This window comes from Curtobacterium sp. MCLR17_007 (genome assembly GCF_003234655.2).
Lineage (GTDB): Bacteria > Actinomycetota > Actinomycetes > Actinomycetales > Microbacteriaceae > Curtobacterium.
Window position 1 is genome coordinate 3413281 of the sequence record NZ_CP126271.1, and the last position, 14333, is coordinate 3427613.

Annotated in this window: 12 protein-coding genes; 4 read left to right on the plus strand and 8 right to left on the minus strand. The window is 70.0% G+C overall.

The annotated features are described in order from the left end of the window. Positions 1-80: 80 nt before the first annotated feature. Positions 81-1160, plus strand: a complete 1080-nt coding sequence (locus DEJ13_RS16085) for an ABC transporter permease (protein WP_111105921.1) — start codon at positions 81-83, stop codon at positions 1158-1160. Then, positions 1157-1858 (plus strand): ABC transporter ATP-binding protein, encoded by a 702-nt coding sequence (locus DEJ13_RS16090; protein ID WP_111105922.1) that lies wholly within the window; start codon positions 1157-1159, stop codon positions 1856-1858. The genes DEJ13_RS16085 and DEJ13_RS16090 overlap by 4 nt, the downstream gene beginning before the upstream one ends. A 64-nt stretch (positions 1859-1922) precedes the next feature. Here DEJ13_RS16090 and DEJ13_RS16095 read toward each other — a convergent pair whose 3' ends face one another. From DEJ13_RS16095 to DEJ13_RS16125, 7 genes are all read right to left on the minus strand, one after another. Next, a complete protein-coding gene (locus DEJ13_RS16095; protein WP_056121648.1) occupies positions 1923-3794 on the minus strand; it encodes a glycerol-3-phosphate dehydrogenase/oxidase in 1872 nt (623 codons plus the stop codon). An 83-nt stretch (positions 3795-3877) separates the two neighbouring features. After that, positions 3878-4996, minus strand: coding sequence for a GuaB3 family IMP dehydrogenase-related protein (locus tag DEJ13_RS16100; protein WP_056121510.1), 1119 nt, complete (start codon positions 4994-4996; stop codon positions 3878-3880). A gap of 207 nt (positions 4997-5203) precedes the next feature. Beyond that, positions 5204-5386, minus strand: a complete 183-nt coding sequence (locus DEJ13_RS16105; protein ID WP_146245158.1) for a hypothetical protein — start codon at positions 5384-5386, stop codon at positions 5204-5206. Positions 5387-5557: 171 nt separating this feature from the next. Continuing rightward, entirely contained in the window at positions 5558-6283 is a 726-nt protein-coding gene (locus DEJ13_RS16110) for an ABC transporter ATP-binding protein (RefSeq protein ID WP_414835821.1), read from the minus strand. An 83-nt stretch (positions 6284-6366) separates the two neighbouring features. Next, positions 6367-7338 (minus strand): ABC transporter ATP-binding protein, encoded by a 972-nt coding sequence (locus DEJ13_RS16115; RefSeq protein WP_258374008.1) that lies wholly within the window; start codon positions 7336-7338, stop codon positions 6367-6369. Then, a complete protein-coding gene (locus DEJ13_RS16120) occupies positions 7331-8317 on the minus strand; it encodes a branched-chain amino acid ABC transporter permease (RefSeq protein WP_056121507.1) in 987 nt (328 codons plus the stop codon). Before DEJ13_RS16120 ends, DEJ13_RS16115 begins: the two co-directional genes overlap by 8 nt. A gap of 11 nt (positions 8318-8328) precedes the next feature. Further along, complete coding sequence (locus tag DEJ13_RS16125) at positions 8329-9681, minus strand: branched-chain amino acid ABC transporter permease (RefSeq protein WP_082517851.1); 1353 nt, start codon at positions 9679-9681, stop codon at positions 8329-8331. Between the two features lie 355 nt (positions 9682-10036). On the opposite strand from DEJ13_RS16125, the gene guaB reads away from it, so the two are divergent. Then, positions 10037-11539, plus strand: coding sequence for an IMP dehydrogenase (gene guaB, locus DEJ13_RS16130; RefSeq protein WP_056121504.1), 1503 nt, complete (start codon positions 10037-10039; stop codon positions 11537-11539). Between the two features lie 242 nt (positions 11540-11781). Next, positions 11782-13113 carry an ABC transporter substrate-binding protein gene (locus DEJ13_RS16135; protein ID WP_056121501.1) on the plus strand — a complete coding sequence of 444 codons (1332 nt, stop codon included), beginning with the start codon at positions 11782-11784 and terminating at the stop codon, positions 13111-13113. 167 nt (positions 13114-13280) lie between these two features. Here DEJ13_RS16135 and rarD read toward each other — a convergent pair whose 3' ends face one another. Further along, on the minus strand, positions 13281-14222 hold the full coding sequence (gene rarD, locus DEJ13_RS16140; protein WP_111105924.1) for an EamA family transporter RarD: 942 nt from the start codon (positions 14220-14222) through the stop codon (positions 13281-13283). Positions 14223-14333 lie beyond the last annotated feature (111 nt).

The window sequence follows — 14333 nt, forward strand, 5'->3', positions numbered from 1 at the left end:
ACCGGCGATGACCCGCGGCCAGCCGGTCACCAGGCTGGTCCTGCGTGCCGTGGACCGTCCCGGCCCGGAGAGGAGTCATCGTGTTCGTCGCCTGGCGTGACCTGCGGCATGCGCGGGGTCGGTTCGTCCTGATCGGGAGCGTCGTCGCCCTGATCACCCTGCTGGTGGGGTTCCTCGCCGGCCTGACCGGCGGGCTGGCGGCGCAGAACGTCTCGGCGGTGCTGGGGCTGCCCGGCGACCGCCTGGTCCTGCAGCAGCCGTCGACGGGACAGCCCTCGTTCGCGCAGTCCACGATCGACCACGGGGCCCGCGTCGGATGGCAGGACGCGGCCGGGGTCGACGAAGTGGTGTCGGTGGGCATCGTGCAGGGCCGTGCCTCCGGCGCGGGATCCCCGGCAGTGGTCGGGGTCGCGCTCGTCGGGCTGCCCCACGACGAGCGATCGACCGTCGGTGCCCTCGCCCCTCGGTCCGACGACGAGCTCGGTCTCTCGTCGGGTGCCGCGCACGACCTGGGCGTCGGCGTCGGCGACCGCGTGACGATCACCGGGACCGACTACCGCGTCGCGAGCGTCGGGGGCGACGCCTGGTACAGCCACACGCCGGTCGTCGCGATGACGCCGGCCGCCTGGGCCGCGGCGGACGAACGGGTCGGTGGCGACGGCCGGGCGACGCTGCTCGCGGTCTCCGGTGACCCCGACTGGTCCGCCGTCGCCGACCGGACCCACACGTCGGCCTCGACACCGCTGCGCAGCCTGACCGCGCTCGAGACCTTCAAGTCCGAGATCGGCTCGCTCGGCATTATGATCGTGATGCTCTTCGGGGTCTCCGCCCTGGTCGTCGGCGCGTTCTTCACGGTGTGGACAATGCAGCGGGCTGGTGACGTCGCCGTCCTCAAGGCCCTCGGGGCGAGCACGGGATCACTCGTCCGCGACGCACTCGGGCAGGCGCTGGTCGTACTCGTCGCCGGCATCGGTGTCGGCATGGCAGCGGTCGTGGGTCTCGGCGCCCTGGCCGGTGGCGCACTGCCGTTCCTGCTGGACCCCCTGACCACCCTGGTGCCGGCCGCCGCGATGGTCCTGCTCGGCCTGGCCGGAGCCGCCGTGGCCCTGCGCACCGTCACCGCAGCCGACCCCCTCACCGCACTCGGGAGCAACCGATGATCACCCTCGACGACGTCACCCTCACCTTCCCGGACGGCAGCTCGCGCGTCACGGCGGTCGACCACGTCACACTCCGCGCCGATGCCGGGGTCGTGACCGGGATCACCGGGCCGTCCGGCTCCGGAAAGTCCTCGTTGCTGGCGGTCGCCGCGACCCTGATCCGTCCCGACTCGGGCCGGGTGCTCATCGGCAACGTCGACGCCGCGGCGCTGTCACGAGACGAGGCCACCGTCCTGCGACGCGAACGGATCGGGATCGTGTTCCAGCAGTCCAACCTGCTGCCCTCGCTGACCGCCCGCGAGCAGCTGCTCGTCATGGGCGAGCTCGGTGGGACCGACCGCGCGCGACGACGCCGGCTCCCCGGCCGCGCGGACGAGCTCCTCGACGCGGTCGGGCTCTCCGGCCAGGCGCACCTGCGACCCGCGCAGCTGTCCGGCGGTCAGCGGCAGCGCGTCGCCATCGCCCGTGCCCTGGTGCACGAACCGGACGTGCTGCTGGTGGATGAACCGACGAGCGCCCTCGACCAGGAGCGCGGGGCGGCCGTCATGGACCTCATCGCACGGCTCACCCGCGAGCGCGGGGCAGCCACGCTGTTGGTCACCCACGACCTGGTGCACCGCGACACCCTCGACTCGCTCGTCACCGTCGTCGACGGTGCCGTCACGCGGACCGACCACGCTGTGCCAGCGCTGGTCTGACCCGGTGACGGACTGGAGGCCCGTGACCAGCCGGTCACGGGCCTCCAGTCCGGCGGTTCCCGCGTCAGCGGGGTTCGCTCGTCTTCTCGCCGATCACCTGCTCGTCGGAGGCCTTGGCGCCCTCCGCGCCGCTGGAGCGGCCGCCGCCGACGACGACGTCGTCCTCGTCGAAGCCGAACGCGATGTCCGGTGCCTCGAGCCGCACCCGGTCCGCGGACTCGTCGTCGGGCTGCAGCTGCGACTCCCGCTCGGCGGCGACGCGCTTCAGGTAGTTCGCCACCTCGGCCTCGGTCTGCTCCTGGTCCCAGCCGAGCACGCCGGCCATCAGCTTCGCGGCGACGGGGGCAGCGGACTCGCCGCGGTCCCAGGCCTCGATCGAGATGCGCGTGCGGCGGGCCAGGACGTCCTCCAGGTGCAGGGCTCCCTCGTGCGACGCGGCGTAGACGACCTCGGCGCCGATGTAGTCGTCGGCTCCCGGCAGGGCCTCGGCGAGCGCCGGGTCCTCCTTCACCAGGTCCAGGACCTCGGTCGCGAGGGTGCCGTACCGGTTCAGCAGGTGCTCGATGCGGACCTTGTGCACGCCGAACGTCTTCGCGGTGCGGCCGCGCTTGTTCCATGCGGCGGGGTAGCCCTCGGCGCCGAGCAGCGGGATGTCCTGCGTGGTCGACTCCGGGATGCGGCCGTCCATGGCGGCAACGGCCTCGTCGATCGCGTCCTTGCCCATCACCCGGTAGGTCGTCCACTTGCCGCCGGCGACGACGACGAGCCCGGGCGCGGTGTGCGCGACGACGTGCTCGCGGCTGAGCTTCGACGTGCTGTCGGACTCCCCCGCCAGCAGCGGTCGCAGGCCGGCGTAGACGCCCTCGACGTCCTCGCGGGTGAGCGGCACCCGCAGCACCTTGTTGACGTGCTCGAGGATGTAGTCGATGTCGGCGGCGGTCGCGGCCGGGTGCGCCTTGTCGAGGTACCAGTCGGTGTCGGTGGTGCCGACCAGCCAGTGGCGGCCCCACGGGATCACGAACAGCACGCTCTTCTCGGTGCGCAGGATCATGCCCATGTTCGACTGGAAGCGGTCGCGCGGGACGACCAGGTGCACGCCCTTCGACGCCCGCACCTTGAACTGTCCGCGGGTGCCGACCATCGCCTGGGTGTCGTCGGTCCACACCCCGGTGGCGTTGACGACCTGCTTGGCTCGGATGTCGAACCGCTCACCCGTCTGGATGTCGTGCGCATGCGCTCCGACGACGCGTTCCCCGACCTTGATGAAGCCCTCGATGCGGACACGGGCGGCGGCGTGGGCGCCGTACGACGCCGCGGTGCGCACGAGCGACGCGACGTAGCGGGCGTCGTCGACCTGGGCGTCGTAGTACGTCATGCCCCCGACGAACGCGTCCTTCTTGAGCGACGGCATCGAACGGAGCACCTGCGTCCGGGTGAGGTGCCGGTGGTGCGGAACCCCTGGCGGTCGCCCGCCGGACCAGCTGAAGGCGTCGTACATCGCCATGCCGATCCCGATGTAGAAGCGCTCCCACACGCGGTGGTTCAGCGGGTACAGGAAGCGCACGGGCTTGACCAGGTGCGGAGCGATGCGCTGGAGCAGCAGGCCACGTTCGATGAGGGCCTCACGCACCAGGGTGAAGTTGAGCTGCTCGAGGTAGCGGATGCCGCCGTGCACGAGCTTCGAGGAGCGGCTCGAGGTCCCCGATCCCCAGTCACGGGCCTCGACGATGCCCACGCTCAGGCCGCGGGTGACGGCGTCGAGCGCACTGCCGCCGCCCACGATCCCGCCGCCCACGACCAGGACGTCGAGCTCCTGGGTCTTCAGCGTCTCGATCGCGGCGGCCCGTTCGTCCGGCCCCAGCTTCGCCCCTGGATCGAACCCCGCCGTGCCGAACGCACCGCTGGGTGCCTTCTTGCCCGAGACCGTCGTTGCCATGATCGCCTCCGTGCTGCCCGGTGACAGCGTCGCCGTGGTGGCCAGCACGTCGATGTGCTGCCGTCCGGCGCCGGTGCACTGCGTCAGCGGTGGTAGGGCGCCACGACCACTTCTACTCGCTGGAACTCCTTGGCGTCGGAGTATCCGGTCGTGGCCATCGAGCGACGCAGTGCGCCGACGATGTTGGCGCGGCCGTCCCACGTCGGGGTCGGCCCGTTCAGCACGTTCTCGAGCGGCGCGATCGTGCCCACCTCGACACGGCGACCACGCGGCAGCTCCGGGTGGTGCGCCTCGGCACCCCAGTGGAAGCCACCGCCGGGTGCCTCGGTGGCGCGGGCCAGGACGGTGCCGAGCATGACGGCGTCGGCACCCATCGCGATCGCCTTGACGACGTCGCCCGCGGTGTCGAGCCCGCCGTCCGCGATCACGTGCACGTAGCGGCCGCCGGACTCGTCCATGTAGTCGCGACGGGCACCGGCGATGTCAGCCACCGCGGTCGCCATCGGGGCGTGGATGCCGAGCGCGGCGCGGGTGGTCGACGCAGCGCCGCCGCCGAAGCCGACCAGCACGCCGGCAGCACCGGTGCGCATGAGGTGCAGCGCCGCCGTGTAGGTCGACGCGCCGCCGACGATGACGGGGACGTCGAGCTCGTAGATGAACTTCTTGAGGTTGAGGGGCTCGGTGCTCTGCGACACGTGCTCGGCGGAGACGGTCGTGCCGCGGATCACGAACAGGTCGACCCCGGCGTCGACCACGGTCTGCGAGAACTCCTGCGTGCGCTGCGGGCTGAGCGACCCGGCGACGGGGACGCCGGCCGCGCGGATCTCGGCCAGGCGCGCGGTGATCAGCTCGGCCTTGACGGGCTCGGCGTAGATCTCCTGCATCCGCTTGGTGACGTTGCCGTCCGTGAGCGTCTTGATCTCGTCGTAGAACGGGGTGGGGTCCTCGTACCGGGTCCACAGGCCCTCGAGGTCGAGCACGCCCAGGATCCCGAGACGCCCCATCTGGATGACCGTGGCGGGCGAGGCCACCGAGTCCATCGGTGCCGCGAGGATCGGGGCCTCGAAGGTGAAGGCATCAATCGACCACTGGACGTTGACGTCGCGCGGGTCGCGGGTGCGCCGCGACGGAACCACCGCGATGTCGTCGAACGCGTACGCCCGACGTCCGCGCTTGCCTGCACCGATCTCGACTTCACTCACCCGACAACCCTACCGGGCGCCCTCCACGCGGTGCACGGGTGCGCCTCGGTGCGCGGTTGGCTGCCCGGTGCGCTGAAGCACCGTGCGAGGTTTCGCCTCGGTGCGCGGTTGACTGCCTGGTGCGCGGAAACAGGCTCGCACCAGGCGTGCAACTCCGCACGGGGCGGCGGCTCCGCAGCACGGGCGCTGGAGCGTGCGCGTGCGGCGTCAGCGCGTGCGGCGTCGGCGCTGCCGGAGCAGACGGAGCGTCAGGCCCAGGCCGAGCGCCAGCACGACCAGCACGACCAGCAGCAGCGCGGCGACCTTCACGAGCAGCGCCGCACCGACGAAGAGCACCACGAACACGACCCAGACCAGGGCGTCCATGGCGCGTGCCGCGATCCTGTCCACGTCGGGAACGCTACCCGCGTGTCGGCGGTGGGACGTGCCTCCTGGCCGGCACTGCGTCAGCGAGACGCCGTCGTGCGTCCGAGAGCGGGGCCGTGCGGCGCGACAGCGTCTTCGCACGACCCCGCTCGGTGCCGGTGCCGCCCCCACAGCGACACCGGCGGGTCGACCCCCCTACTTGGCGGCGTCGACGTCCTTGGCGAGCGTGCCGAGGTAGAGCTCGATGACCTTGGGGTCGTCGGCGAGCTCCTTCCCGGTGCCCGAGTACGCGTTCCGGCCCTGGTCGAGCACGTACCCGCGATCGCAGATCTGCAGACAGCGTCGCGCGTTCTGCTCGACCATGATGATCGACACTCCGGCCTTGTTGATCCGCCGGGTGCGGATGAAGGTCTCGTCTTGTCGCACGGGCGACAGCCCGGCGCTCGGCTCGTCGAGCAGCAGCACCTTCGGGTCCATCATCAGCGCGCGGGCCATCGCGACCGACTGCCGCTCACCGCCCGACAGCGACCCCGCACGCTGGCCCTTCCGCTGGCCGAGGACCGGGAACAGGTCGTAGATCACCTCGAGCCGTTCCGAGAACTTCTTCGGTCGGAGGTAGAGCCCCATCTGCAGGTTCTCCTCGATCGACAGCGAGGGGAACACGTTGTTCGACTGCGGCACGAACCCGACGCCGGCCTGCACGAGCTTGTTGGCCTTCATGTTCGTGATGTCCTCGCCGTCGAGGGTGACGGCACCCTCACGCACGGAGACCAGTCCGAACAGGGCCTTGAGCAGCGTCGACTTGCCGGCGCCGTTCGGGCCGATGATGCCGATGAGCTCACCCGGGAAGCACTCCAGGTCACAGCCGTTGAGGATGTTCACGCCCGGCAGGTACCCGGCGACGAGGCCGCTGGCCCGCATCACCGGTTCGAGCGTGGCCGTCCCGGTCCCGCCGTTGGTCGGGCTGGAGGCCCGGTTCGCGTCCATCGCGTCGCTCGCGTCGGTCATCGGGTCGCCTTCCCGTCGTCGGCGGACTCCGCCGTGCCTGCCACCGGACGCTCGCCGGCTGCCGTCTGGTCTTCACCGGCGACCTCGTCGGCGAGTTCCTCGTACGTCTCCTCGGTGAGGAGCGAGTCGTCGCCGAGGTCGGTGTCGTGGTGCGCTCCGAGGTAGGCGTCGATCACCGCCTGGTCGTCCATCACGGTGCCCGCAGGCCCCTCGGCGACGACCCGGCCCTCCGCCATCACGACGACCCAGTCCGAGATGTGCCGGACCATGTGCATGTCGTGCTCGACGAACAGCACGGTCATGCCGTCGTCGCGCAGGGACTGGATGTGTCCGAGGAGTGACTGGGTCAGCGCGGGGTTCACGCCGGCCATCGGCTCGTCGAGCATGATCATCGTCGGGTCGGACATCAGCGCCCGCGCCATCTCGAGCAGCTTCCGCTGACCGCCGGACAGCGACCCGGCGTAGTCGTCCTTCTTCTCGAGGAGCTTGAACCGGGCGAGCAGGTCCTCGGCCTTGGCGGTGATCTCCCGCTCACGCTTGGACCACAGCGGCTTGACGAGCGCGGCGAAGAAGTTCTCACCGGGCTGGTCCTTCGCGCCGAGCAGCATGTTCTGCATCACCGTCAGCCGGGACAGCGCCTTCGTGAGCTGGAACGTGCGGACCATGCCGGCACGCGCGACCTTGGCGGCGCCGGTGTTGCCGAGGGTCGCGCCGTTGAAGACCCAGCTGGCGTCCTTGCCGCTCGAGGGCTTGTCGAAGCCGGTGAGCAGGTTGAAGAACGTGGTCTTGCCGGCACCGTTCGGCCCGATGAGCGCGGTGATCGAGCCGCGCTGGACCTCGAGGTGGTCGACGTCGACCGCGGTCATGCCGCCGAAGCGCCTGGTGATGTTGTCGACGGTCAGGATGGCGTCGGGCTTGGCCGCACCCGGGGTGTGCGACACCGCGGTGGGCACTGGTGACTCAGACACTGAAGGTCAGCTCCTTCTTGTTCCCGAGGAGTCCCTGCGGGCGGAAGACGATGAGCAGCATGAGCGCGACGCCGACGAGCACGTAGGAGAACTGCTCCGCCTGCTGCGAGTTCATGATCGAGTTGGGGATGAAGTCGCTCGCGAGGGTCCTGATGCCGAGCCGGACGACGAAGAACAGCACGGCTCCGAGCACCGGTCCGAACACCGTCGCGGCACCGCCGAGGATGAGCGCGGTCCAGATGAAGAACGTCATCGAGCGACCCATCGCGTCCGGCTGCACCGAACTCGGCAGGACGTAGATGATGCCGGCCAGGGCTCCGAGCGCACCACCGAACACGAGCGACTGCATCTTGTACGAGTAGACGCTCTTGCCGAGCGACCGCACGGCGTCCTCGTCCTCGCGGATGGCCTTGACGACACGGCCCCAGGGGCTGCGCATGAGCAGGAACAGCACGACGGTGAACAGGGCGACGAGACCCCAGCCGACGATGCGGATCCACCAGCCGTTGACGCCGTTGTTCGAGTACGTGAACCACAGGATCGTGGTGGTGCCGTCCGGCAGGAAGCTCAGGGCGTTGAACGGGTCGCGGTAGCTCGACCCGGTGATGCCGTTCGAGCCGCCCGTGGTCGTGGTCAGCAGACTCGACCTGCCGACCATGCGGATGATCTCCGCGCCGGAGATCGTCACGATCGCCAGGTAGTCGCCGCGGAGCCGCAGGGTCGGGATGCCGAGGATGATCGCGAACACGATCGCGACGAGCAGGGCCACGAGGACGGCCATCCCGAAGGGCAGCCCGTTCGTGATCGAGATCGCGAAGCCGTAGGCCCCGAGCAGCAGGAACGCCGCCTGGCCCATGTTCACGAGGCCGGTCAGACCGAAGTGCACGTTGAGGCCGATCGCCGCGAGCGCGAACGCGGCGGTCGTCGGCGCGAGTGCCTCTTGGGTCAGCGCTTGGATGAGGTTGACGAGGTAGTCCATGGCGGCGCTCCTTAGCCGATCCGCTCGGCACGGCCGAAGATGCCCTGCGGCCGGAACAGCAGGATGAGGATGAGGATGACGAGCGCCGTGGCGTACTTGAAGTCGCCCGGCAGCACGAGGTTGGTGAGCTCCACGACGACGCCGATGATCATCGACCCGACGAGGGCGCCGTACGCGGTGCCGAGACCGCCCAGGGTGACGGCGGCGAACATGAGCAGCAGCAGCTGGAGACCGGTCTGCCAGTTCACGCCGTTGAGCACCAGGCCGAGCATGACGCCGGACAGCCCCGCGAGGCCGGCGGCGAGCGTCCACACGAACCGGATGACCCGGTCGACGTCGATGCCCGACGCGGACGCCAGTGCCGGGTTGTCCGACACGGCACGGGTCGCCCGACCGAAGCGGGTCTTCGCGAGGAACAGACCGGTCGCGATCAGCACGACGAGCGCGATCCCCATCGCGACGTAGGACTGCACCGTCAGGGTGATCCCGGCGAACGTCACCGTGGTCGGGTTGCTCTGCTGGATCCGGACGGTGCTGGCGCCGAAGAAGTACTGGAACGCGTACTGCGCGGCGATCGACAGGCCGATCGTGACGATCATGAGCTGAGTCAGGCTGATGCGCCGCCGCCGCAGGGGCCGCCAGATGACCATGTCCTGCAGGTACCCGCTCGCCGCGCAGAGGACCACGACGATGACGCCCGTGAGCCAGATGTTCACGCCGAGCTGGTTCGCGAAGAGGTAGGCCAGCAGTCCGCCGAGGGTGACCTGCTCGCCGTGGGAGAAGCTCGACAGCCCGGTCGTGCCGTAGATCAGCGACAGACCGATCGACGCGAGTGCGATGAGCAGCCCGAGCCGGATGCCGGACGCGAACTGTTGCCAGGCGCGCGCGGCGGTGACGCTCGAGGTCGCCTCGGAGGTCGTCGCGCCCTCTTGGTCCGACAGCTGGAAGATCTGCCCGGCGTTCGCGTTGAGGTTCGCCTGCACCGTGCGCTTGGCGTCGGCGGCGTTCGTCAGGAACTGGCCCTTCGGCAGCGTGTCCTGGTCGACGGTGACGCTGTACTGCCCCGCTGCCGGCACGCTCACCGACCAGCGCCCGGCGTCGGTGGTGGTCGACGTAGCGGTGAAGCCACCCGGCCCCGCGACGTCCACGTCGACACCGGACGCGGGCTCACGCTTCGAGTCGAGGATCGTGCCCTGGATGCACCCGTTCGTGGTGCTGACGGTGCAGGGCTGGGTGCTGGACGGGGCGGAGCCGGTCGACGCCGACGCCGACGCCGATGCCGTCGGCGTCGCGCCCGCACCGATCGCCGGGGCGCTGGCCGCCCAGTCGAGGAGGAAGGTCGCCAGGAAGGCCGCGACGAGCACGACGACGAGCACCAGTCGGCGACGGCCTGGCGCACCGGGGCGGAACCGGCGCAGCAGCGCCGGCCCCGCAGGAGTGATGGATCCCACGGAAGAGCCTCTCGTTCGGATGTCGAGGAACCTATGGCGCATTTGTGTCGCGGGTGTTTCCGAAACGTTCCCTGTGTGATTCGTACCGAAACTGTGACCATGTGGAGGAAGGGATCCGCCGGGCGTGGGACGAGCCTCCCGACCGGACCGGTCCGCTGCGGGACGAGCCGGAATGCGCAGCGCGACGCGCGCGTTAGCATGGTCCATCCGGAACCCGACGCTGCGTCCGGTGTTGCAGACCACTTCACCTCGCCCACGAAGGGGACCCATGGACCAGCCGGATCCGTTCGGATTCATCGGACTCACGTACGACGACGTCATGCTCCTGCCGGGGCACACCGACGTCATCCCGAGCGAGGCGTCCACCGCGTCCCGGCTCACCAAGCGGATCTCGGTGAACGTGCCGCTGCTCTCGGCAGCGATGGACACCGTCACCGAGTCCCGCATGGCCATCGCCATGGCACGCCAGGGCGGGATCGGGATCCTGCACCGCAACCTCTCCATCGAGGACCAGGCCGCCTACGTCGACAAGGTCAAGCGGTCCGAGTCGGGCATGATCACCAACCCGGTCACCACCACGCCGGACGCCACCGTGGCCGAGGTCGACGCGCTCTGCGGCCAGTTCCGGGTCTCCGGGCTGCCCGTCATCGAGGCGGACGGCACCCTGGTCGGCATCATCACGAACCGCGACATGCGCTTCGTCGCGCCGTTCGAGCAGCAGACCACGTTCGTGCGCGACGTCATGACGAAGGCTCCGCTGATCACCGCGCTCGAGGGCATCGACCCCGAGTCCGCGATCGCGATCTTCGCGCAGCACAAGATCGAGAAGCTGCCGCTCGTCGACGCGGACGGCAAGCTCCGCGGGCTCATCACCGTCAAGGACTTCGACAAGAGCGAGCAGTACCCGGACGCGACCAAGGACGACGAGGGCCGGCTGCGCGTCGGTGCCGCGATCGGCTTCTTCGGTGACGCCTGGCAGCGCGCGTGCGCGCTCCGTGACGCCGGGGTCGACGTTCTCGTGGTCGACACGGCGAACGGCGAGAGCGAGGGCGTGCTCGACATGGTCCGCCGCCTCAAGGCCGACCGGTCCTTCGACGCCGTCGACGTCATCGGCGGCAACGTCGCGACCCGTGCCGGCGCGCAGGCGCTCATCGACGCCGGTGTCGACGCCGTCAAGGTCGGCGTCGGACCCGGCTCCATCTGCACCACCCGCGTCGTCGCCGGGGTCGGCGTCCCGCAGGTCACCGCCGTGTACGAGGCGTCCCTCGCCGCACGCGAGGCCGGGGTGCCGATCATCGCCGACGGCGGGCTGCAGTACTCGGGCGACATCGCCAAGGCCCTGGTCGCCGGTGCGGACACCGTGATGCTCGGCTCGCTGCTGGCGGGCACGGACGAGTCCCCCGGGGACCTCGTCTTCGTCAACGGCAAGCAGTTCAAGGCGTACCGCGGGATGGGCTCCCTGGGCGCACTGCAGACCCGCGGCAAGAAGACCTCGTACTCGAAGGACCGCTACTTCCAGGCGGACGTCCCGAACGACGACAAGCTGATCCCCGAGGGCATCGAGGGCCAGGTCCCCTACCGCGGCTCCGTCGGCAACGTCGTCTACCAGCTCACCGGCGGGCTGCGGCAGTCGATGTTCTACGTCGGCGGCCGCACGGTCCCCGAGCTCAAGGCGCGCGGCAAGTTCGTCCGCATCACCGCCGCCGGGCTCAAGGAGTCGCACCCGCACGACGTGCAGATGGTCGTCGAGGCGCCGAACTACACCCGGTAGCGCCCACACGGCACGAACGCCAGCGGCGGTCCTCGACGAGGGCCGCCGCTGTCGTGTTCCCGGGGCTCGGATCGTTCCGGAGTGCTTGCACAGCTTCGTCACGGCTCGGTAACGAAACGTCCAGGTTCTGATTTCGACACACGGGCGAAACACAATCGCCCTACTTTTGCTCGCATCCACACGGAGGCGTCGCACTCGACCCGATGCGACTTCGGCCTCCGTGCCGAGAAAGGGTTCCACGGATGATCAGAACCACCCGCGTCACCACGGCGCTGGCACTGGCGGGAGCGGCCGCAGTGCTGCTCGCGGCGTGCTCCACGGCAGGCAGCAGCTCCGACCCCTCGTCGTCGGCGTCCTCCGCCAAGAAGGACCCGGCATCGAGCTGCAAGGCTCCGTCGACCCCGGGTACCGACGCGCTGAAGATCGGGACGATCCTGCCCCTCACGGGCTCGCTCGCGTACCTGAACCCCCCGGCCGAGTCGGGCGTGGGCCTGGCCGTCGAGGACATCAACTCGGCGGGCGGTGTCCTCGACAAGGACGTCTCCATCGACCCGCAGACCGACTCCGGCGACAGCACGGACATGACCGTGTCGAGCGCCGCGGCGAACAAGCTCGTCAACGCCAAGGTCCCGGTCGCGATCGGCGCCGAGTCCTCCTCGGTCACGCTCAACGTCATCGACCAGCTCACGAGCAACTGCATCGTCGAGATCTCGCCCGCGAACACCGCGAGCGACCTGTCGGGCTACTCGTCGTACTACTACCGGACCGCTCCGCCGGACTCGGTGCAGGGTTCCGCGCTCGGTCAGCTCGTCACGGGTGACGGCAACGCCAAGGTCGCCTTCCTGGTCTTCAACGACACCTACGGCACCGGTCTGCGCAACTCGGTGCAGGCAGCGGTCGAGGCCTCCGGCGGCCAGGTCGTCTACGGCGGCAAGGGCAAGGGCCAGGAGTTCCCGCCCGGGCAGACCACGTTCTCGTCCGAGGTGACGGCCGCACTCGCGACCAAGCCCGACGCGATCGTCGTCCTGGCCTTCGACGAGACGAAGTCGATCGTCCCCGAACTGAAGTCGCAGAACGCGGACATGGCGAAGATCTACATGTCCGACGGCAACACGGCGGACTACTCGAAGGACTTCGACCCGGGCACGCTCGAGGGCGCGCAGGGCACTATCCCCGGTGCCTCGCCGAAGGACGAGCTGAAGCAGCGTCTGGCCGACTACTACAAGAAGTCGTCCGGTAAGGACCTCGCCGACTACTCGTACGCAGCCGAGTCCTACGACGCCACCACCCTGGCCGCGCTGGCCGCGGTGAAGGGCAAGGGCACCGACGCCGGCACCATCCAGGCGAACATGGACAAGGTCTCCGGTGCAGACGGAGGCACCGAGTGCTCGACCTTCGCCGACTGCAAGAAGCTCCTCGACGACGGCAAGGACGTCCACTACACGGGCCCGTCCGGCATCGGTCCGTTCGACTCGAACAACGACCCGTCGAGCGCCTACATCGGCATCTACAAGTTCGACGGCGACAACAAGCCGGTCTACCAGAGCGCCATCCAGGGCTCGGTCAAGAAGTAACGCAGCACCACCAGGACGGCCCCGGCAGCACTGCTGTCGGGGCCGTCCCGCGTCACGGCACCGAACGGCACCGGACGGCACCGGACGGCACCGGATGGCACCGGATGGCGCCGGACAGCGCCGGATGGCGCCGGACGGCACCGGACGGGAGGCCCGGGTCGGCTCCGTCAGACCACTGCGGCGGGCAGCGGCGTGCGCCTGGTACGCCGGGACGCCACGAACGAGTCGGTGGTCAGGACCAGCAGCGCGAGCCACACGATCGCGAACCCGACCCAGCGCGACGTGCTCATCGCCTCGTGCTGGACGACCACGCCGACGACGAGCTGCATCACCGGGGTCAGGTACTGCGTCAGCCCGAGGGTCGACAGCGAGAGCCGCCTGGCCGACGACGCGAACAACAGCAGCGGCACGGCCGTCGCCGGGCCCGCGGCGACCATGAGCAGGGCGTGCCCCCACCCGGCGGCCCCGAACGTGATCCCGCCGCCGAGCCCGGTCGCACCCATCGCCACGAGCGCCACGACGGCGACCGGGGTCAGCCACAGCGTCTCCATCGTCAGGCCGCTCAGGGCGTCGACCGTGCCGCCGACGCGCTTCTTCACGAGGCCGTAGAGCCCGAACGAGAACGCCAGCACCAGCGAGATCCACGGCATCTGCCCGTACCCGACCGCGATGACGACGACGGCCACGATGCTGATGCCGACGGCCGTCCACTGCGCCGGACGCAGCCGCTCGTGCAACAGCACGACGCCGAGCGCGATCGTGACGAGCGGGTTGATGAAGTAGCCGAGCGCGGCTTCGACCGTGTGGCCGGTCGTGGTCGCGAGGACGTACACGGTCCAGTTCACGACGATGAGCACGGCCGCGAGCGCCATGACCGCCATCACGCGGCGCTGTGCGACCAACGAGCGGGTCCGGAGCCACGACCGGGTGACGGCGATGCCGACCGCGCAGAACCCGAGGCCGAACACGATCCGCCAGGCGACGATCTCGAACGCACCGGCCGGGGCCATCGCCGTGAACAGCAGCGGCATCAGCCCCCAGAGCCCGTAGGCCACGACGGCCTGCAGGACCCCGACGGATGCTTCGCTCCTGGCCACGCGCTCACTCACCCGGCAATGCTACGGACGTGCGCCGACAGGCGGACGCGGCCAGGGCCTCCAGGACGGTCAGCGACCGGGACGGCGAACGCCCCGGCAGCACGAGGCTGCCGGGGCGTTCGA